This window comes from Shewanella avicenniae, from assembly GCF_017354945.1.
Classification (GTDB): domain Bacteria; phylum Pseudomonadota; class Gammaproteobacteria; order Enterobacterales; family Shewanellaceae; genus Shewanella; species Shewanella avicenniae.
Genome location: NZ_CP071503.1, coordinates 754,469 through 772,241 on the forward strand (window position 1 = coordinate 754,469; position 17,773 = coordinate 772,241).

17 protein-coding genes and 1 pseudogene are annotated in these 17,773 nt (G+C 48.8%); 10 read left to right on the forward strand and 8 right to left on the reverse strand.

What is annotated here, in order from left to right:
* Positions 1 to 94 precede the first annotated feature (94 nt).
* Positions 95 to 235: a hypothetical protein gene (locus JYB87_RS03195; protein ID WP_207355475.1), complete on the forward strand. Its 141-nt coding sequence runs from the start codon at positions 95 to 97 to the stop codon at positions 233 to 235.
* 90 nt (positions 236 to 325) lie between these two features.
* On the opposite strand, the gene JYB87_RS03200 is transcribed toward JYB87_RS03195, so the two are convergent.
* Entirely contained in the window at positions 326 to 667 is a 342-nt protein-coding gene (locus JYB87_RS03200) for a zinc ribbon domain-containing protein YjdM (RefSeq protein WP_207355476.1), read from the reverse strand.
* A 241-nt stretch (positions 668 to 908) separates the two neighbouring features.
* On the opposite strand from JYB87_RS03200, the gene JYB87_RS03205 reads away from it, so the two are divergent.
* Positions 909 to 1,544 (forward strand): class I SAM-dependent methyltransferase, encoded by a 636-nt coding sequence (locus tag JYB87_RS03205; RefSeq protein WP_207355477.1) that lies wholly within the window; start codon positions 909 to 911, stop codon positions 1,542 to 1,544.
* Positions 1,545 to 1,691: 147 nt separating this feature from the next.
* On the opposite strand, the gene JYB87_RS03210 is transcribed toward JYB87_RS03205, so the two are convergent.
* Genes JYB87_RS03210 through JYB87_RS03220 form a run of 3 tightly spaced genes read right to left on the reverse strand, consistent with a single transcriptional unit; the run spans position 1,692 to position 4,949 of the window.
* A complete protein-coding gene (locus JYB87_RS03210; RefSeq protein ID WP_207355478.1) occupies positions 1,692 to 2,126 on the reverse strand; it encodes a nitrate reductase cytochrome c-type subunit in 435 nt (144 codons plus the stop codon).
* Between the two features lie 47 nt (positions 2,127 to 2,173).
* Complete coding sequence (gene napA, locus JYB87_RS03215) at positions 2,174 to 4,657, reverse strand: nitrate reductase catalytic subunit NapA (protein WP_207355479.1); 2,484 nt, start codon at positions 4,655 to 4,657, stop codon at positions 2,174 to 2,176.
* Positions 4,658 to 4,685: 28 nt separating this feature from the next.
* Positions 4,686 to 4,949 carry a chaperone NapD gene (locus JYB87_RS03220; protein WP_207355480.1) on the reverse strand — a complete coding sequence of 88 codons (264 nt, stop codon included), beginning with the start codon at positions 4,947 to 4,949 and terminating at the stop codon, positions 4,686 to 4,688.
* 558 nt (positions 4,950 to 5,507) lie between these two features.
* Here JYB87_RS03220 and JYB87_RS03225 point away from each other — a divergent pair.
* From JYB87_RS03225 to JYB87_RS03260, 8 genes are all read left to right on the forward strand, one after another.
* On the forward strand, positions 5,508 to 6,866 hold the full coding sequence (locus JYB87_RS03225) for a Na(+)-translocating NADH-quinone reductase subunit A (RefSeq protein ID WP_207355481.1): 1,359 nt from the start codon (positions 5,508 to 5,510) through the stop codon (positions 6,864 to 6,866).
* Positions 6,866 to 8,101, forward strand: coding sequence for an NADH:ubiquinone reductase (Na(+)-transporting) subunit B (locus tag JYB87_RS03230; protein ID WP_207355482.1), 1,236 nt, complete (start codon positions 6,866 to 6,868; stop codon positions 8,099 to 8,101). Before JYB87_RS03225 ends, JYB87_RS03230 begins: the two co-directional genes overlap by 1 nt.
* Complete coding sequence (locus JYB87_RS03235) at positions 8,088 to 8,858, forward strand: Na(+)-translocating NADH-quinone reductase subunit C (protein ID WP_207355483.1); 771 nt, start codon at positions 8,088 to 8,090, stop codon at positions 8,856 to 8,858. The genes JYB87_RS03230 and JYB87_RS03235 overlap by 14 nt, the downstream gene beginning before the upstream one ends.
* A 1-nt stretch (position 8,859) precedes the next feature.
* Entirely contained in the window at positions 8,860 to 9,480 is a 621-nt protein-coding gene (locus JYB87_RS03240) for an NADH:ubiquinone reductase (Na(+)-transporting) subunit D (protein ID WP_207355484.1), read from the forward strand.
* A gap of 9 nt (positions 9,481 to 9,489) precedes the next feature.
* Entirely contained in the window at positions 9,490 to 10,098 is a 609-nt protein-coding gene (nqrE, locus tag JYB87_RS03245) for an NADH:ubiquinone reductase (Na(+)-transporting) subunit E (RefSeq protein WP_207355485.1), read from the forward strand.
* Between the two features lie 23 nt (positions 10,099 to 10,121).
* Positions 10,122 to 11,339, forward strand: coding sequence for an NADH:ubiquinone reductase (Na(+)-transporting) subunit F (nqrF, locus tag JYB87_RS03250; protein ID WP_207355486.1), 1,218 nt, complete (start codon positions 10,122 to 10,124; stop codon positions 11,337 to 11,339).
* Positions 11,340 to 11,528: 189 nt separating this feature from the next.
* Positions 11,529 to 11,708, forward strand: a complete 180-nt coding sequence (locus tag JYB87_RS03255) for a hypothetical protein (protein WP_207355487.1) — start codon at positions 11,529 to 11,531, stop codon at positions 11,706 to 11,708.
* 99 nt (positions 11,709 to 11,807) lie between these two features.
* On the forward strand, positions 11,808 to 12,605 hold the full coding sequence (locus tag JYB87_RS03260; RefSeq protein WP_207355488.1) for a UDP-2,3-diacylglucosamine diphosphatase: 798 nt from the start codon (positions 11,808 to 11,810) through the stop codon (positions 12,603 to 12,605).
* Between the two features lie 63 nt (positions 12,606 to 12,668).
* Here JYB87_RS03260 and JYB87_RS03265 read toward each other — a convergent pair whose 3' ends face one another.
* The 4 genes and pseudogenes from JYB87_RS03265 to JYB87_RS03275 form a co-directional block, all read right to left on the reverse strand.
* Positions 12,669 to 14,675, reverse strand: a complete 2,007-nt coding sequence (locus tag JYB87_RS03265; protein ID WP_207355489.1) for a methyl-accepting chemotaxis protein — start codon at positions 14,673 to 14,675, stop codon at positions 12,669 to 12,671.
* A gap of 168 nt (positions 14,676 to 14,843) precedes the next feature.
* Positions 14,844 to 15,218: a CZB domain-containing protein gene (locus JYB87_RS18860; protein WP_267459565.1), complete on the reverse strand. Its 375-nt coding sequence runs from the start codon at positions 15,216 to 15,218 to the stop codon at positions 14,844 to 14,846.
* Between the two features lie 27 nt (positions 15,219 to 15,245).
* A pseudogene (locus tag JYB87_RS18865) lies at positions 15,246 to 15,929 on the reverse strand (methyl-accepting chemotaxis protein); the annotation flags it as partial.
* 197 nt (positions 15,930 to 16,126) lie between these two features.
* A complete protein-coding gene (locus tag JYB87_RS03275) occupies positions 16,127 to 17,668 on the reverse strand; it encodes an MFS transporter (RefSeq protein WP_207355491.1) in 1,542 nt (513 codons plus the stop codon).
* Between the last annotated feature and the right edge of the window lie 105 nt (positions 17,669 to 17,773).

Sequence of the window (17,773 nt, forward strand, 5' to 3'; positions counted from 1 at the left end):
CTATTTGGGCATCCTTACTATCAATTTAATTCATTTTACCTATTGCAGTAGCAGATATTAATCTTTAGTCGAATAAATTGACAGGAGTATTTCCATGAAAGCTTATCAAGGTGGTTGGGTTAGCGCGTTATTTGATGCTGCGGTTGCACCAGTTGAAACCAAAGCAAAAAAAGACGTGACTAAGTCACAACGCAGCTCGCATGTGTTGACACCAAAAACAGTGAAACACGCATAAAAAACACCCGGCTAAACCGGGTGTTTTTTTATCTGCTGTTTAGCGTATTCACTTTTAAAACAGCAGCTTTGCTAACGAATTTGTTCTTCGTTAGGCTTTCTTCACAAACTCAGATTTGAGTTTCATCGCACCAAAGCCATCAATCTTACAATCGATGTTATGGTCGCCTTCCACCAGACGAATATTCTTCACGCGAGTGCCCACTTTCAGCGGGTTAGAAGCCCCTTTGACTTTCAGGTCTTTAATCACAGTCACGGTATCGCCATCGGCTAGCAGGTTGCCGTTTGAATCTTTAACGATCAGTGCGTCATCTGCAGCAGCGCCCGCATCGGCAGGGTTCCATTCGTTGCCACATTCAGGGCACACCAGCATGCTGCCATCTTCATAGGTATAAGCTGATTCGCATTTTGGGCAGTTCGGCAGTTCACTCATGGTGTAAATCTCTTTTTATCTCGGTTAACGTCCGCCCTTAGGCGCACAACTAAATAGGAAAACTTAACTTGAGGTTGGCGTTAAGCTCCTTTGGGCGCGGGATTATACCCATAAATTGCGTGTGGATTCATTGTTTGTCGTTATTTTTTCGCCAAAGCGTGATTTTGACAAAGATGAGCGGATGCCAGAGACATGCTAAAGTGTGCACCATTGAGAATTGAAATAACGGATAAAAGCCAAGTTGCTGCGATGTCCTTTATGCGGCGATAGTGCCGCCAAACAGCCAGTTGCCGCGCGAGTTAAACGCGATTATGTGCGTTGCGAAAAGTGTTGGTTGATCTTTATGTTGCCGAGTTCCCGCTTGAGCTTGGATGATGAGCGCGCCTATTACGCCACTCATGAAAATAACCCGGAAGACAGTGGCTATCTAAAGTTCCTGTCACGACTGACCACGCCACTCAGCCCCTATTTAGTGACGGGGATGCATGGGCTGGATTTTGGTTGTGGGCCTGGCCCTGCGATGCCGACGTTATTGGCGCCATTGCAGGTGACGCTGGATAACTACGACCCTTATTTTTTCCCGATTGTCTTAAAGCCAAAGTACGACTTCATTACCTCCACTGAGTGTTTTGAGCATTTCCATCAGCCCGGGTTAGAACTCGATAAGCTGGTGGCGCTGTTGCCAAATGGTGGAGTGTTAGCGGTGATGACCGATAGCTGGCAGTCAGAAGCGCAGTTTTATGATTGGCACTACACCCGTGATCCGACTCACGTGAGCTTTTTTCATCGCCGCAGTTATGACTGGATTTGCCAGCATTATGGCTTAACCCTACTGGAGTGGCAGGCACCGCGGGTGGCGATTATGGCCAGAGCCTGAGCTGTGAGTGAGTGAACTGAAAAGGCGAGAGGGCCATTGATGTGCATCAATGGCCCTCTCATTTTACCCGTTACGGTGTCGCTCCCTGACGCCGTGAACCGGTCACTTGCGGCTGCCATGAATACCCAGCTGCAAGCGTGTTACTCGTTACATTTTGTAGCTGTTGCCGACCAAGGCTGTTTTGTTGTCAGCCTGTGGCACATGGCATTGGGTACAAAAATAATTTTGGCCATTGAGTGTCCCTTGAGCGTCAATCACATGGGATTTGGCTACCGGCGTGGCTTTCATGCGCTCGGCTTTGTCCCAGCTGTGGCAGCTCATACAGCTGTTACGATCGCGATTGATGCTGTAGTCCGCTTTGTGCGGGATCAATGGTGGCTGCGCGGCAAAGTTACGGCTGATGGCGCTGCCTTTTTTCGGATAGGTGGCCATTTCCGCTGCGGGAATGGTGTCAGTCACGACGTGATTCCCCGCCAGTGATTGCACGTTGACCGGCGCAGCTGCTTGGTTTGTGGCTTGAGTTTGTTGACCGCTGCAGGCTGATAACAGCAATAATGCAGCAAGCGTAACTAATTTTTTCATCTTCATCTCTCCGCCTTGTAATAGGCAAATGGGTGGCTGAACTGCGATTAGGCTTTCACTACCTTCACCGGACATTTTTTAAAGTCGGTTTCTTTAGATAGTGGGTCGGTCGCGTCGAGCAGCAGCTTGTTCACCAACTGACGTGCATCGAAAAATGGCATAAACACCACGCCACGCGGTGGCTTGTTGCGGCCATCAGTTTCTACGCGGGTTTTCACATAACCGCGAGGTGAAGAGACCAGCACTTCATCACCACGTTGCACGCCACGGGCTTTGGCATCTTCTGGATGCATAAAGATTTGTGCATCAGGGAAGGCGCGGTACAGCTCGGGCACCCGCGCGGTCATAGTGCCGGTGTGCCAATGTTCTAGTACACGGCCGGTACTCAACCACAAATCAAACTCTTCGTTTGGCTCTTCTGCTGCAGGTTCATAAGGCAGGGCGAAAATCACCGCTTTACCGTCAGGTTTGCCGTAGAAGTTGAAGCCTTCGCCTGCTTTGACGTAAGGGTCTGAACCTTCCACAAAGCGACGTTTGGTTTCTTGGCCGTTCACCACTGGCCAACGCATACCGCGGCTGGCGTGGTAAGCATCAAAGGCGGCTAAGTCATGCCCGTGGCCACGACCAAAGGCGGCGTATTCTTCAAACAAGCCTTTTTGAATGTAGAAACCGAAATCTTTCGCTTCGTCATTCAGCTCGGCTTGGCAATCGGTCACTGGGTATTGATTGACCTTGCCGTTGGCAAACAGGATGTCGAACAGGGTTTTGTCGGCATATTCTGGCTTTTGTGCCAGCAGCTCAGCCGGCCAGACTTCACTGACTTTGAAGCGTTTAGAAAACTCAACCACTTGCCATAAGTCAGATTTTGCCCCTTCCGGCGCTTTCACCTGTTGGTGCCACATATGGGTGCGGCGTTCTGCGTTACCGTAGGCACCTTCTTTTTCCACCCACATTGCGGTTGGCAGAATCAAGTCGGCAGTCAACGCGGTGATGGTTGGGTAAGGATCTGACACCACAATAAAGTTGGCTGGATTACGGAAGCCGGGATAGATCTCTTCGTTGATGTTTGGCCCTGCCTGCATATTGTTGGTACACATGGTCCAGTAGCAGTTCAGCTTGCCATCTTTCAACATGCGGCTTTGCAGTACTGCGTGATAGCCAGGTTTTGGCGGAATGGTGCCTTTTGGCAAGCCCCATGCAGCCTCACAAATATCACGATGTTTTTCGTTGGTCACTACCATGTCAGCTGGCAAACGGTGAGCAAAGGTCCCCACTTCGCGGGCGGTACCACAGGCAGACGGTTGCCCAGTCAGCGAGAATGGGCTGTTGCCTGGGGTAGCGATTTTGCCGGTCAGCAGGTGCAAGTTGTACAACATGTTATTGGCCCACACACCACGGGTGTGTTGGTTGATGCCCATGGTCCACAAACTCATGACTTTCAGATTTGGATCCGCATAGGCTTGTGCCAGTTCCAGCAGTTGTTCTTTGCTGGCACCACTCATTTCACTGGCGTATTCCAGTGTATAAGTGCTGACGAATTTGGCGTATTCCTCAAAGCTGATTGGGGTTGATTTGCCATTGCCTGGGTTTTTGGCTTTCTTCTCTAACGGATGATCTGGGCGTAAGCCGTAACCAATGTCGGTCACCCCAAGGGCAAAGTTAGTGTGTTTGTTTACAAAGTCGGTGTTTACCGCATTGTTTTGAATGATGTAATTGGCAATGAAGTTGAGGATCACCAAGTCTGATTGTGGACGGAAGATAATTGGGTTATCCGCCAAACCAAAGCAGCGGTTTTCAAAGGTCGATAACACATGCACTTTGCCTTTCGGGTTGTTCAAGCGACGACCTGACAAGCGTGCCCATAAGATGGGGTGCATCTCGGCCATGTTGGCGCCCCACAGCACAAAGTGGTCAGCGTGCTCTAAATCGTCATAGCAACCAGCAGGTTCATCGATACCAAAGGTGCGCATAAAGCCACCCACAGCTGAGGCCATACAGTGACGGGCGTTCGGGTCGATGTTGTTCGTCAGGAAACCGGCCTTGTGCAGCTTAGCCGCGGCATAACCTTCCCAGATGGTCCATTGGCCTGAACCGAACATACCGACTGAGGTTGGGCCTTTGGTTTGAATCGCAGTTTTCCACTTTTCAGCCATAGTGTCGAAGGCAACGTCCCATGAGACCGGGGTAAATTCGCCTTCTTTGTGGTATTTGCCGTCTTTCATACGCAGCAATGGCGTGGTCAGACGGTCTTTGCCGTACATGATTTTGGAGAGGAAGTAACCTTTAATGCAGTTCAAACCGCGGTTCACCGGGCTTTCTGGATCGCCTTTGGTGGCAACCACTTTGCCCGCTTGGGTACCGACTAAAACTGAACAGCCCACACCGCAAAAACGGCACGGGGCTTTATCCCATTTGATGTTATCTGCTTGTTCGGCGGCTTCGACCATTTTTACCGGCAGGGTGGCACCAACAACGGTGGCAGCTGCAACAGCGGCATTGGCTTTAAGGAACTCGCGGCGACTAATGCTCATGGTGTTTCCTCGTTCTTCTTGATGTTAGTTAGTGACTGGCTTGGTCAACTTGGTGATAGATCAGGCTGCTGGATAAAACGCCAGCCATGCCGTTAATAGCTTCAACTTGGTCGAGTAACTGCTTTTGCGACTCACCCTCTATGGTCACCACTAACTTGCCGTCTGCGGTGGCGGCATGGACTTCGGTACCCGCCAATTGATTAATGCTGTGACTGAGCTGTTGTAGCTGTGCGGCAGCAGCATGTACCACCAAGCTGGTGATATGAAACTCCGACGTTGCTGGGGTAGACATGATGGATGTCCTCGACTGTTGGACTGGGGTAAACAGTCCGGTTGTTACGTTGGGCGCAGTCTAGAACTTACTATTTATGCGGGAATATACCTCGTCGGAGGTAAACGGCTGAATTGGCGATCAAGGTCAAGTTTTTGGCGTGATCGAGCTCTCATAACCTGATGATTTAGCTGGAACTTAACTACGTTTTCCGTCGTAGTGTTCGTCAGAGTTTATCGGCATGGAATATTAGTCAAATCGCGGTAACAGCAAGGCTGTAAATTCGGCAGCAAAACGAACAAATGTTGGCGTGTTTTGTTCGCTGTTGTTACTCCGCATCTCAACTCATAGTACTGGCACTAAAGTAAGTTTCAGTAAAGTAGCTAAAGATTCTTTATGAAATAAAAATACGTAATAAATGGCACTGTCTTGCGGCTTTCATGAATTAAAGCTGAAAATAACTACGATTTTCGTATTTATATTACAAGTTTTTAGGCTTATGTGATTTAGGTGACGGAAATTTTTTTGACACGAATATACCATATGAACAGTTTCCAAAAATCTTGAGAGCGATCCGCAATGTCAAGTACTTCTGAGCGTGTATATACCGTAAAAAAGGGCCTTGATGTGCCCATTTCTGGAGCGCCCAGGCAGATCATTGAACCGGCTACCGCAACTTCACAAATTGCCCTGTTGGGCTGCGACTATGTTGGCTTAAAGCCAACCATGTTGGTTGAAGTGGGCGACCGGGTCAAAAAAGGCCAGGCGTTGTTCGAAGACAAAAGCAATCCGGGTGTCCGCTTTACCGCCCCTGCTGCTGGTGTTGTGTCAGCAGTGAATCGCGGTGAACGACGTGTGTTGCAGTCTGTTGTCATTGATTGTGATGGTGATGACGCCATTGACTTCGGTGCAGCAGATCTTAACAGCCTCGACCGTGAAGCTGTGCAGCAAAAGCTGCTCGATAGCGGTTTATGGGCAGCACTGCGTACCCGTCCATTCTCCCGCGCCCCCAAACCTGGTTCAGCACCTGCTGGCTTATTTATCACCGCTGTGGATACCAATCCGCTGGCTGCCGACCCTCGGGTGGTGATTAATGACGCCGCCGATGACTTTGCCGCTGGGGTAAAGGTATTGCGTTTACTGACCGATGGCACTGTGTATCTGTGTCACGATGGTAACGGCGCATTGCCAGGCAGTGAAGTGCAAGGTGTTGAAAGCTATGGCTTCCAAGGCGTGCATCCTGCTGGGTTAGTCGGTACTCACATCCACTATCTGATGCCGGTCAATCAAGAGCGTCAAGCGTGGCACATCAGCTACCAAGACGTGATTGCCGTAGGTAAGTTGTTTACCACAGGTCAGTTAGATAGTAGCCGCGTGATTTCATTGGCGGGCCCATGTGTGGTTGAGCCTCGTTTGCTGCGCACCGTGATTGGCGCTAAAGCCAGTGAGTTGGTTGCCGGTCAAATCAAAGACGCTGAAGTTGCTCGCATTGTGTCGGGTTCAGTGCTCTCTGGCCATAAAGCTGAAGATGAACTGGATTTCCTCGGTCGCTTTAAGCTGCAAGTCTCGGTGCTGAAAGAAGATTATACCCAAGGTGTGTTGCCGTGGGTGTGTCCGGGAACTGATAAGTTCTCCATCACTCGCACGGTACTGTCGCGCTTTATGCCGAAGAAACTGTACGACATGACTACCCATGTGGGCGGTGCAAAACGCGCCATGATGGCCTTCGGTCAGTTAGATCGGGTTATGCCGCTGGATATTCTGCCAACCCTGTTGGTACGTGATCTGGTGGTACGCGACACTGACGAAGCGCAACTGCTCGGCGCGCTGGAGCTAGATGAAGAAGATTTAGCCCTGTGTACCTTTGTTTGCCCAAGTAAGTACGACTTCGGTCAGGAGCTGCGTGCTTGTCTGACGATCATCGAGAGGGAAGGTTAATGAGTAAGCCTAATAAACCTGAACTTCAGGATGCCTACTACGCGCCAGGGAGCACGATTAAGGATTTCTTCCGCTCACTGTTTATCGGCCATGGCGGCAGTACCCAAGATACCGTGCATGTGCGTGATGCGATTGAAGTAAAACGGACCATGACCATTGTCGGTATGTGTCTGTTGCCGGTCATTCTGTTTGCTATCTACAACATTGGTTTGCAAGCACAACTGGCACTCGCTGCCGGTGCTAAGTTGCCCGCAACTTGGCATCAAGCAATTTATGCTGCGCTGTTTGGTGAGTTTACTGCGGCGACCAGCACATTCGGTATGGTGTGCTACGGGCTGATTTACTATCTGCCTATCTACTTCACGGCGCTGATCACCACCCTGTTTTGGGAAGTGGTATTTGCCAAAGTCAGAAAGCAGGATCTGCACGAAGGTTTCTTCGTTACCGCGTTACTGTTTAGCTTATGTATGCCAGCCAACATCGCCTTGTGGTTAGTGGTGATGGGCATCAGCTTTGGTGTTGTGGTGGCAAAAGAGCTGTTCGGTGGCATGGGGTATAACTTCTTAAACCCTGCGCTGGCGGGCCTTGCCTTTATCTATTTTGCCTATCCAACCGAAGTATCGACTGCGGCGCAGTTGGTGGCCATTGACGGTTACACCAGTGCAACCACATTGGATATTGCCTCTAAAACGGGTCGTATTGCCCAGCAACTGAGTTTTGCTGCTGCCGATTACAGTTGGTATCAAGCCTTCTTCGACCCGAAATGGTGGGATGCCTTCTTAGGCTTTGAAGTGGGTGCCGTGGGTGAAACCAGCACATTAGCCATTCTGCTTGGCGGCGGTGTGTTGTTGATTACCCGTTTGGCTGACTGGCGCATTGTGGCCGGCGTGTTAGTGGGCATGATCGCAACCAGTGCGGCGTTTAATCTGTTTGGTGATGCAAAAAGCGTTTACTCCTCCATGCCTTGGACTTGGCATCTGGTCACAGGTGGCTTTGCTCTGGGGATGATGTTTATGGCGACTGATCCGGTAACTACCGCTTACACCCGTCCGGGCAAGCTGATCTTCGGTTTGTTGGTGGGCTTTATGGCAATCGTTATCCGTGTGGCCAACGTCAAGATGCCTGAAGGCATCATGCTGGCGATTCTATTTGCCAACTTGTGGGCACCGTTGTTTGACTCGCTGGTGGCACGTTTCAATATCAAACGGAGGATGAAACGTAATGGCATTCAATAAAGACAGTATTGCGGGCACCATGGTGTTCACCATTGTACTGTGCCTTGTCTGTTCCTTCATGATTACCGGTACTGCTGATGTGCTGAAAGAGCGCAAGCTGGTTAAAAAACGCGATGAATTGATGCGTAACGTGCTGGTGGCGGCCAATGTTGAAGGCGTGACTCACGATAACTTTCGCGAGATTTTTAACGCGAAAGTAACGCCTGTGCTGGTGAGCCTTGAAACGGGCGAGCCAGTTGCTGCTGAAAATCTGCTGGATTACGACACCAATATGGCTGCAATCAATCCTGAGACTTCAAGCAAGATCAGCAAAGATATCGCCAAGATTAAAACCCGTGCTAACAACATCCGTATCTTTAAGGTCAACAATGACCAAGGCCAGCTACAAACTGTGGTATTGCCTGTGTACGGTAAAGGCTTGTGGTCGATTATCTATGGCTTTATCGGCATGGAAAAAGACCTGAATACCGTTGAAGGCATCGTGTTCTACGAACATGGTGAGACTCCGGGTATTGGTGACTTTGTTAACCGCGAAGAGTGGCGTACCACTTGGCACGGTAAGCAGATTTATAACGGCACAGGTGCGGTAGCGCTGAAGATTGTCAAAGGCGGCGCTAATCCTAGTGATGTAAACGGTGTGGATGGTGTCAGCGGTGCAACACGTACCGGTGCAGGCGTGCAAAACCTGATTAACTTCTGGTTTGGTGCCGAAGGTTACGCCAACCTCATTGAAAAGCTAAAAGCGGCGGGGGTGTAACATGAGCGCACATTTATCTAGCCGTGAGTTAGTGATTTCGCCAATTTTTGCCAACAACCCAATTGCGATGCAAGTGCTCGGTGTGTGTTCGGCGCTGGCGGTCAGTAACTCGATGCAAACTGCATTGGTAATGACCTTAGCGGTAACCTTTGTGGTGGTTTGCTCCAACCTGTTTATCTCGATCATTCGCCAGTTTATTCCGAACAGTGTGCGGATCATTGCGCAGATGACAGTGATTGCGTCATTGGTGATTGTGGTGGATATGGTGCTGCAAGATGTAGCGCCGGACTTATCCAAGCAGTTATCAGTGTTTGTTGGGTTGATCATCACCAACTGTATCGTGATGGGCCGTGCTGAAGCCTTTGCGATGAAAGAGCCACCACATTTGGCTGCTTTGGATGGCTTAGGTAACTCACTGGGTTACGGTTTTATCCTGCTGTCGGTTGCCTTTGTGCGTGAGTTAGTCGGCGCGGGCAGTTTGTTTGGGCATGAGATTATCAAGACAGTGGCAAACGGTGGTTGGTATCTGCCGAACGAAATGTTCAAGCTACCACCAAGTGCCTTCTTCCTCATCGGCGCCATCATCTGGGTGGTGAACGTTGCTCGTCGTAAGCGCAAATAAGGAGCCGTCATGGAACACTATATTAATCTGTTTATTCAGGCGACTTTCATCGACAACATGGCGCTGTCGTTCTTCCTCGGGATGTGTACCTTTCTCGCGGTATCTAAGAAAGTATCTACCGCCTTTGGTTTAGGGGTTGCCGTGGTTGTGGTGATGTTGTTGGCCGTACCGGTTAACCAACTGATCTACACCTGGGTATTGAAACCTGGCGCACTGGCATGGGCGGGCTTACCGAATCTGGATCTGAGCTACCTGCAGCTGATCACCTTTATTGGGGTGATTGCCGCACTGGTACAAATCCTTGAAATGGTGCTGGATAAGTACGTGCCTGTGCTGTACCAAACGCTGGGGATCTTTCTGCCGCTGCTGACAGTAAACTGCGCGATTTTTGCGGGGGTTATCTTCATGTCAAACCGTGATTATGACTTTGCTGAATCTGTGGTGTTTGGTACTGCTGCGGGTTGTGGCTGGGCGATTGCGATTGTGTTGCTGGCGGGGATTCGTGAACGCTTGAAGTTCAACAATATTCCAGAAGGCCTGCAAGGCATTGGTATCACCTTTATCTCTACCGGCTTGATGGCACTTGGCTTTATGTCATTTGCTGGCATCACCCTGTAGCACGCAACAGAAGGGACATACAGATGGAAATGATCTACGGCATCGGCATGTTTACCTTAGTGGTATGCGTGTTGGTATTAGTAATTCTGTTTGCCAAAAGTCGTCTGGTAGAAAGTGGTGATGTCACCCTACGTATCAACGACGATGACGACAAAACAGTAACCGTCGCCAGCGGCGGCAAACTGCTGGGCGCTCTGGCCAGTAAAGATATCTTCGTACCTTCAGCCTGTGGTGGCGGTGGTACTTGCGGTCAATGCCGCGTGCATGTGAAGTCTGGCGGCGGCGATATTCTGCCAACTGAGCTGGAACACATCACCAAGAAAGAAGCCAAGCACGGTTGTCGCTTGGCCTGTCAGGTGGCTGTGAAATCAGACATGGACTTGGAGCTAGAAGAGGAGATCTTTGGCGTTAAGAAGTGGGAATGTGAGGTGATTTCTAACCGCTCAACCGCAACTTACATCAAAGAGCTGCTGCTGAAGTTACCCGAAGGCGAAGACGTTAAGTTTAAAGCCGGTGGTTATATTCAGATTGAAGCACCCGCGCATACGGTTTATTACAAAGATTTTGATATCCCTGAGAAATTCCGTGAAGACTGGGACAAGCATCAACTGTTTAACTTAGTTTCTACTGTGAACGAAGAGGTGATGCGCGCTTACTCAATGGCCAACTATCCCGCTGAGAAAGGCCGTATTATGCTGAACGTGCGGATTGCCACGCCACCGAATGACAAAATCCCACCAGGACAGATGTCATCGTACATCTTCAACCTCAAAGCCGGTGACAAGGTGACGATTTCGGGGCCATTCGGTGAGTTCTTTGTCAAAGAAACCGACGCTGAAATGGTGTTTATCGGCGGTGGTGCGGGGATGGCGCCAATGCGTTCCCATATCTTTGACCAGCTGAAAACTCGTCAAACTAGCCGCAAGATGACCTTCTTCTACGGTGCTCGTTCACTGCGCGAAGTGTTCTACCGAGAAGACTTTGATGCCTTGGCGGCAGAGTTTGCTAACTTCGACTGGCATTTGGCGTTGTCAGAGCCATTAGCAGAAGATAACTGGACCGGCTACACCGGCTTTATTCATAACGTGGTGTACGAGCATTACCTCAAAAACCACAAAGCGCCGGAAGATTGTGAGTTCTACATGTGTGGCCCTCCGATCATGAACAGTTCTGTGATTGCCATGCTGGAAAGCTTGGGTGTAGAGCGCGACAACATCCTGCTGGACGACTTTGGCGGTTAATCCCGTCACTCATCCGTTACCATCACAACGCCGCACATTATGCGGCGTTGTTTTTTAGGGGACGATAGATTGTTGCGAATTTTTATCCAATTAGGCATGATGTTGTCACTGTGTTAAATCCAGAGTAGCCAGTGACAGCGCTTTTCTGTGGCGTTTGTTGTTCGCCGTAACGCACAAAAGGAATTGTCTATGCAAAGATTGAAATGTCCATTCACCATTGCCGCCGTGATTCTGCTTTGCGTGTTTGTTTATCTGTTTACGGCTCACAGAGATGACGTGCAGCAGTGGTTGTTACCCCAAGCCGCGCAGGTTGATATGAGTCAACATGCCAATAGCGATAGCAGCGCAATCAAGCCGCACGCCGATTAATCCGTTGCTTTGTCACAAAACCATCAAGTGGATGTCACCGCGCTGTAAAAGCCAATAATTAGTCTGTGCCTGCCTAAAAACAGCAGGGAATTGTTGAGCATGACGCAGACATTCAGCGCCTATCATCGGGCGATTTGGTTATCTGATTTACACCTTGGCGAAAAACACTGTAAAGCAGATTATCTGCTGTCCTTCCTCGAAAAACATGATGCTGAGCAGCTGTTTTTAGTGGGTGATGTAGTCGATATTCAAGCTCTAAGTCGGCGTCACTTCTGGCCCGAAAAACATCAACAAGTGTTTGATTTACTCTGTCAGCGTGCCCGTAATGGCTGTAAAGTGATCTACATTCCCGGCAACCACGATATTCAGATGCGCCAATACGCGGGTGGCGTGTTTGATACCATCGAAATCCACCAAGAATATATCTACGACAGTCCATATCATGGCCGTTTATTGATGCTGCATGGTGACGTGTTTGACCGTCAGCTATGTTCCAGCAAACTCGAAGCTTGGTTTGGTGATCGCGCCTACGATCTAGTGCTGTTTTTGAATCGTATTTGGAACCTGTCTCGCCGCAGCTTTGGCCTGCAATACCAATCGGTGGCACGGATGCTGAAGCGCTGCTCTAGCAAGGCTGAACGTGCCATGAGCCGCTTTCGTCACGCTGCTATACAACGGGCGATAGCCGATGATGTAGATGGCATCGTCTGTGGACATATCCATTTCCCTGAACTGCGCACGCAGGCTGACAAGCTGTATATCAACACTGGTGATTGGGTGGAAAACTGCACCGCTGTCATTGAGCATATGGATGGGCGTCTAGAGCTGAACCACTACAGCGAAGCGAAAAAGCCGCTGCAGCGACTTGTTCCGCAACAAGCGGTAGTAACCAGTTAACTGATGCAAGTTAATGAAAAGCAGCGAATCGACGTTCGCTGCTTTTCATTTTTAGCGTTGCTATTAATGGTAGCGATGAGGCCGTTTGAAGTGAGTAAACAGTTGCTTTAGTAGGTGCTGAGTTGTGTTGGGAATGCTTTGAAATCTTAACCCATAGGTAAGGTGATCACCTTTTCTCGCCACATGCACAATAGATGCAGTGAGCTCCACTCGGCGTGTCGAAGATGGAATATCCTTCGGCAGGAAGAATTCCAATTTCACTGGTTGCGAATCGAAAAACTGCTCGCTTGAGCGCAGCTTCATCCCTTCCATGCTGATATCACTAGTTAAACCTTCGCCAATAATCTTCCCTTGAGTGATAGTCACTCGAAGTTTATTGTCTGCTCGCGGTGTACGGCGCTGCTCATTGGCAGACATTGGCATCGATTCACTTTGTTCGGTGACAAAACCTCTGAGTTGTTTGTCAAGTTGCTCAGAAATCTCATACAAATCACTTGCCACTAAAGAGGTGGTTTGGGCCTTGCCGCTACTTTCTTCTAATACAATGAACAGTTCTTGCAGTTTGTCGTTGAGATATTGCAAGCTGTTCACTTGTTCTTGATTTAATTGAGAAATAGACTCAGTGCGTTCGTTGGTGTTGCTTACACCCTCTGACATACTGTGAAATGATTGTACGGTCTTCTGTGATGTTTGCTGAGATTGATGCACGGCTTCAACGACTTGGTGCATTGAATTTACCGACGTACCTACTTTTTGGGTTAATTGGGTGATCAACTCAGATATTTCAGCGCTTGAACTGGACGTTCTAGCCGCTAAGTTACGAACTTCATCTGCCACGACGGCAAAACCTCGCCCTTGTTCCCCCGCGCGCGCCGCTTCAATCGCTGCATTGAGTGCCAATAGATTGGTTTGCTCCGCAATGTTACGAATCGATTCGGTGATTTCGCTAATCTGTTCAGTAAACCGCTTCAGTTCTTCCATCTGTTGCGCGGTTTGGTTAACCGACACAACCGCTTCACTCAGTTGTTCAATACTCTCGTTCACCTGCACAATGCCATCCTGTGCTGTTTTGAGCGTGGTTGATGAAAATTTTGCTGTATTTTCAATGTTATCACTCACCACTTTGGAGGTGTCTAACAGTGAAGATATTGCCGACATAACATGGGTAGAGTTTTGTTGTTGGAGATTACTGCTTTGAGAGATCTCTTCTGACACATCGGATACTTGATGGGCTGAGTGTGCCATTTGACGGCCTTCTTTTTGTACAACATCAATCACGTCGTGCAGCGCAACTCGCATCTGTTCAATATTGTGGGTCAGTTCCCCAAGTTCATTATTTAGGTGTGTGACTTTTCCATAGTTTTTTAGGTCGCCATTCGCAATCCGCTTGGTCGTACTCAGCGCTTGATGTAGCGGCTTGAGGATGCTGTTACGGATAATAATTGACAGCATCACCGCAACGGCCAAGAAGATGATGGTAATCAGTAGTTGATTACGCTCCATGGTAGAAATTTTGGCTTCAGAAGCGTCGCTTAGCATCACTACAGCCTTATTCATGCTGGCTAATACTTGCACGCTCAGCTCACTGAGTGACTGAAGATCTGAAGCGGTATAATCGTTATTTAACAGTGAGTTGATGCTGGATTTTTGTTGTTGCCATACTTGTTGTACTTGTGCCAACTGCTGGGCGACTTGCAGCGATGCCGAAGGCAGCGTCACGGCATTGTTCATCGTCAAATCTAGGTAGCTGGTACCGCCATTGGTGAGTGCTGCGAGCGAAACATCAAACAATCTTTCTGATTTTTCTACCGCAGTAAGATCAACTTTGCTGTTATTTTGTTTGGCAAGTTGCAGTGCCAAGAAAAACTCTTTGGTGATTTTTTGTGACAGCATACGTTGGCGGCCAGCGATGTTTATTACCATCGCATCGCTTTCTTGTTGTTTCATCGCAATCAAGGTGTATGAAATTAAGATTGCGATCGTCGCAATGAAAAGTAACGTCAGCAGCTGGAGTTTTCTTTTAACACTCAGATGGTCAAACCATGATGTTACTGTCGAAAAGGAGCTCATTTGTTTTCCTTAACTTATTTGAAGCCTATAAGCAGCTTATCGATAAAAGATCTCGATTTAAATACGTAAATTTATAATTTAGAGATAAAGAAGATATGGCTCACGGTGGCGATTAGCCACTATGAGTTAGCACGGAAAATACCGCAGGTGACTTTGAAGGCAGTTCCATTAACGGGTAGCATTTACAATGACTTGGTCAATCGCACGTACGACCTGCAAACTGGCTTCTTCCATGGTTTTTAATTGACGAACCATTTCTGCAATATTGCCATTACGTCGCGCATTTAACGCTTTGGCGCCTGCATCATGCACCAGCTTATGAGGTGCTTCAAGTTCTCGAAAGCCACGCAATTGGTCAAAATTATCTGCACCTGCGCCCCGATAGTACCAATCGCCTAAGCGGCAATCTTTATGGGTATTCACGGTTTCGTGCATGTCTTGTCTTTCGATTAAGTGATAGACATGGTTTTTCCAGACCGCGTGATCAAGTTTGGTGGTGGTGAGAAAGGCGATGGTGGCGCTGTTGCCAATGACGTGTTGCATCTTTTGCGCATTGCTCAGCACTTGGGTCACCACGCTATCGATTTGGGTGGACGAACTGGCTACTTGGGTGGCTGCTTCAAAGGTTTGCGATGACACTTCCTGAATATTCTTGGCTTGCAGCATAATCTCTTTCACCAAGCTTTCAATTTGATTGCTCGCCTCATGGGCTTTGGCGGCAAGATTACGCACTTCATCTGCGACCACGGCAAAGCCTCGACCAGCTTCACCAGCGCGTGCAGCTTCAATGGCGGCGTTCAATGCCAATAAATTGGTTTGCTCCGAAATCGCCTGAATATCAGTAATAAAGCGGTTGATGCTATTGGTGCTGTTGCTGAGTTGCACGACAGATTGTTGGCTCTTTTGCGAGTGAGTGTTGAGCTCGTTGGCCCGAATGGCTAAATTTGCCACTGCTTGTTTAGTTTGCTCAAACACCGAGCTCATCTGTGCCAGATGTTCATTCTCGTTTTGCATGTTTTCCGAGTTACTGAGCATGGCATCGCGAGTGGAATGCAGCATCTCTCCGCCCATAATTTGGCAGGCTAAAACTTCGGCAAAAGCTTGACTGTTCTCTGCTTGGTGCTGCTGTCCTTGCTCAAATTCTTGTATGGTTTGATGAAGTTCGTCGACCTGACGTTGATGGTCGCGGGTCATGGCGGTGAGTTGTTGTTCCAGCTCCTCTATCCGCTGTTGTTGCTGTTTGTTAAACCACATTCCGGCGGCGCTCCCTGAGATCGATTCCTGCAATCAAATCTAGCACAGGAGATTAAAAAGTGAACTGTGATGCCGAGAGATTTAGTGATTTTTATCGTTAAATTATTAGCTTAGCCAGAATTGTATTCGCCTAAAGTAGCAAGCCACGGCTGCTCTTCAACGCACCGTGGCTTGTTACTTTTTAAAGGCGTTAATGCTTAGGCGAATTTTTGCGCCTGTTGCAGTTTCAGTAGCCAGCGACCATAAAGGTAAATCCCAACCGCCGAAATACTGCCAATTGCGGCGATGATGTACCAGGCATAGCCAATGTTGTGGCTTTGATAGAGCAGTTCAGTGAGTGCTTTAGGGGATTCGCCAGTAAAGCTCACCAATTGCAAAAAGGCTTCACCTTGCGGGATTTGCTCAATTTGAGTTTGTGGCATACCGCGATCTGCTAACAGCTCACGGGAGAACAACTCTTTTGAGGCAAACATCTCATACAGTTTCGGGCCAAAATAGCCTTCTAAACTCCAACCTATCCCTTGTGGCAGCATCACAAAGCCTAGATACATCGCCTTTTTACCTTCCGGGGCGATGTTGCTCATAAACTCATTTTTCTTCGGGCTGATCATCATTTCACCGAGCGAAAACATGGCAATCGCCAGCACAATAAACCAAGCGGCATGGGTAAAGCCGACCAACACAAAGGCGAAGATACTGAACAAACAACCGACCAGCATCGCGGTGGTAATGCGATATTTGGCGGTGAGGGCGGCAATCAAAAAGCAGCTGGTCATGATCATCCCCGCATTCAGGTTCAGCATGCCTTCTGGCATCACTTTAGTGCCAGCATTATTGAGGCCGAGCCAAAATTGCAGAATGCCGTTCGAGGTGCCTTGTTCGCCAAAGAGACTGGTGACGATAACGCTGGTATCGACCCACTCTGATATATGAATTGGCAATACATCAAACAAGGAGTTGAACAGAAACCAGAAGCCAGCAAACACCAACATATAGTTGATCACCACAGGTTTCTTCAGTTCCTGCCAAGCATCTTTCCAGAGGAACTCTTGCCTAATTTCGCCGCTTTTAATCTTAGCTTGGCGCGCGAGTCGTGCTGCTTTGCCGGGCTCTTTATAGGCCAGTAAAAAGATAAAATTGAGCGAGATAATCGCGGCACAGGCATAAAACACCTTGTCCCACGACAACTGACGCATATGAACCGCCACCAGTGGCCCAAGAAAGCCACCAATATTCACCACTTGGTAGAAAATCCCCCACGCCATCGAGGAGTTATTGCGTTGGGTGGAGAGCGCCAGTGTGCCTTGAATCCCCGGTTTAAAAATGCCGGTACCGACGGCCAGTAGCATGGCGCCACCTAAAAAGCCCCAAAAGTTTGGCAACCATGCCATGCACAGATAACCACTGATTTTGACAATGGTGGAGGCAAAAATGGTTTCTTTGTAACCGACCCGATCTGATACACCACCACTGAATACCGGCACAAAGGTTTGTAAAAAAGCCCATACCGAAACGATGACGCCGTAGTCAGACAGGCTAATCCCCAGTCCACCGGCGGATTCGGGTGCTTTGGCATATAAGCCCGAACTGGTTTTTACCCCGTAGTAAGCGATACGTTCAACCAACTCCATGCCGCCGACCAGCCAAAATACATAACTGAGGCTGACAATTGAGGCCCACATGCCGAGCTGTTTTACTTCACTCAGATCGTTTCCTGAGTACTGATTTGTTGTTGTCATCTTTATGTCCAGACTGAAATTTACTTCAGCGTTGCAGCGAGATTTTATCGCTTGCCACTTTACCGACACTGAGGGGAAATTGAAAATTAGCGCGGTGAAACTGCT

What these genes read in the sequence shown, in the direction of transcription:
- JYB87_RS03195 (WP_207355475.1), top strand. Translation starts at nt 95, where the DNA reads ATGAAAGCTTATCAAGGTGGTTGGGTTAGCGCGTTATTTGATGCTGCG.
- JYB87_RS03200 (WP_207355476.1), bottom strand. Translation starts at nt 667, where the DNA reads ATGAGTGAACTGCCGAACTGCCCAAAATGCGAATCAGCTTATACCTAT.
- JYB87_RS03210 (WP_207355478.1), bottom strand. Translation starts at nt 2,126, where the DNA reads ATGAAAAAATTAGTTACGCTTGCTGCATTATTGCTGTTATCAGCCTGC.
- napA (WP_207355479.1), bottom strand. Translation starts at nt 4,657, where the DNA reads ATGAGCATTAGTCGCCGCGAGTTCCTTAAAGCCAATGCCGCTGTTGCA.
- JYB87_RS03220 (WP_207355480.1), bottom strand. Translation starts at nt 4,949, where the DNA reads ATGTCTACCCCAGCAACGTCGGAGTTTCATATCACCAGCTTGGTGGTA.
- JYB87_RS03225 (WP_207355481.1), top strand. Translation starts at nt 5,508, where the DNA reads ATGTCAAGTACTTCTGAGCGTGTATATACCGTAAAAAAGGGCCTTGAT.
- JYB87_RS03230 (WP_207355482.1), top strand. Translation starts at nt 6,866, where the DNA reads ATGAGTAAGCCTAATAAACCTGAACTTCAGGATGCCTACTACGCGCCA.
- JYB87_RS03235 (WP_207355483.1), top strand. Translation starts at nt 8,088, where the DNA reads ATGGCATTCAATAAAGACAGTATTGCGGGCACCATGGTGTTCACCATT.
- JYB87_RS03240 (WP_207355484.1), top strand. Translation starts at nt 8,860, where the DNA reads ATGAGCGCACATTTATCTAGCCGTGAGTTAGTGATTTCGCCAATTTTT.
- nqrE (WP_207355485.1), top strand. Translation starts at nt 9,490, where the DNA reads ATGGAACACTATATTAATCTGTTTATTCAGGCGACTTTCATCGACAAC.
- nqrF (WP_207355486.1), top strand. Translation starts at nt 10,122, where the DNA reads ATGGAAATGATCTACGGCATCGGCATGTTTACCTTAGTGGTATGCGTG.
- JYB87_RS03255 (WP_207355487.1), top strand. Translation starts at nt 11,529, where the DNA reads ATGCAAAGATTGAAATGTCCATTCACCATTGCCGCCGTGATTCTGCTT.
- JYB87_RS03260 (WP_207355488.1), top strand. Translation starts at nt 11,808, where the DNA reads ATGACGCAGACATTCAGCGCCTATCATCGGGCGATTTGGTTATCTGAT.
- JYB87_RS03265 (WP_207355489.1), bottom strand. Translation starts at nt 14,675, where the DNA reads ATGAGCTCCTTTTCGACAGTAACATCATGGTTTGACCATCTGAGTGTT.
- JYB87_RS18860 (WP_267459565.1), bottom strand. Translation starts at nt 15,218, where the DNA reads ATGCAACACGTCATTGGCAACAGCGCCACCATCGCCTTTCTCACCACC.
- JYB87_RS03275 (WP_207355491.1), bottom strand. Translation starts at nt 17,668, where the DNA reads ATGACAACAACAAATCAGTACTCAGGAAACGATCTGAGTGAAGTAAAA.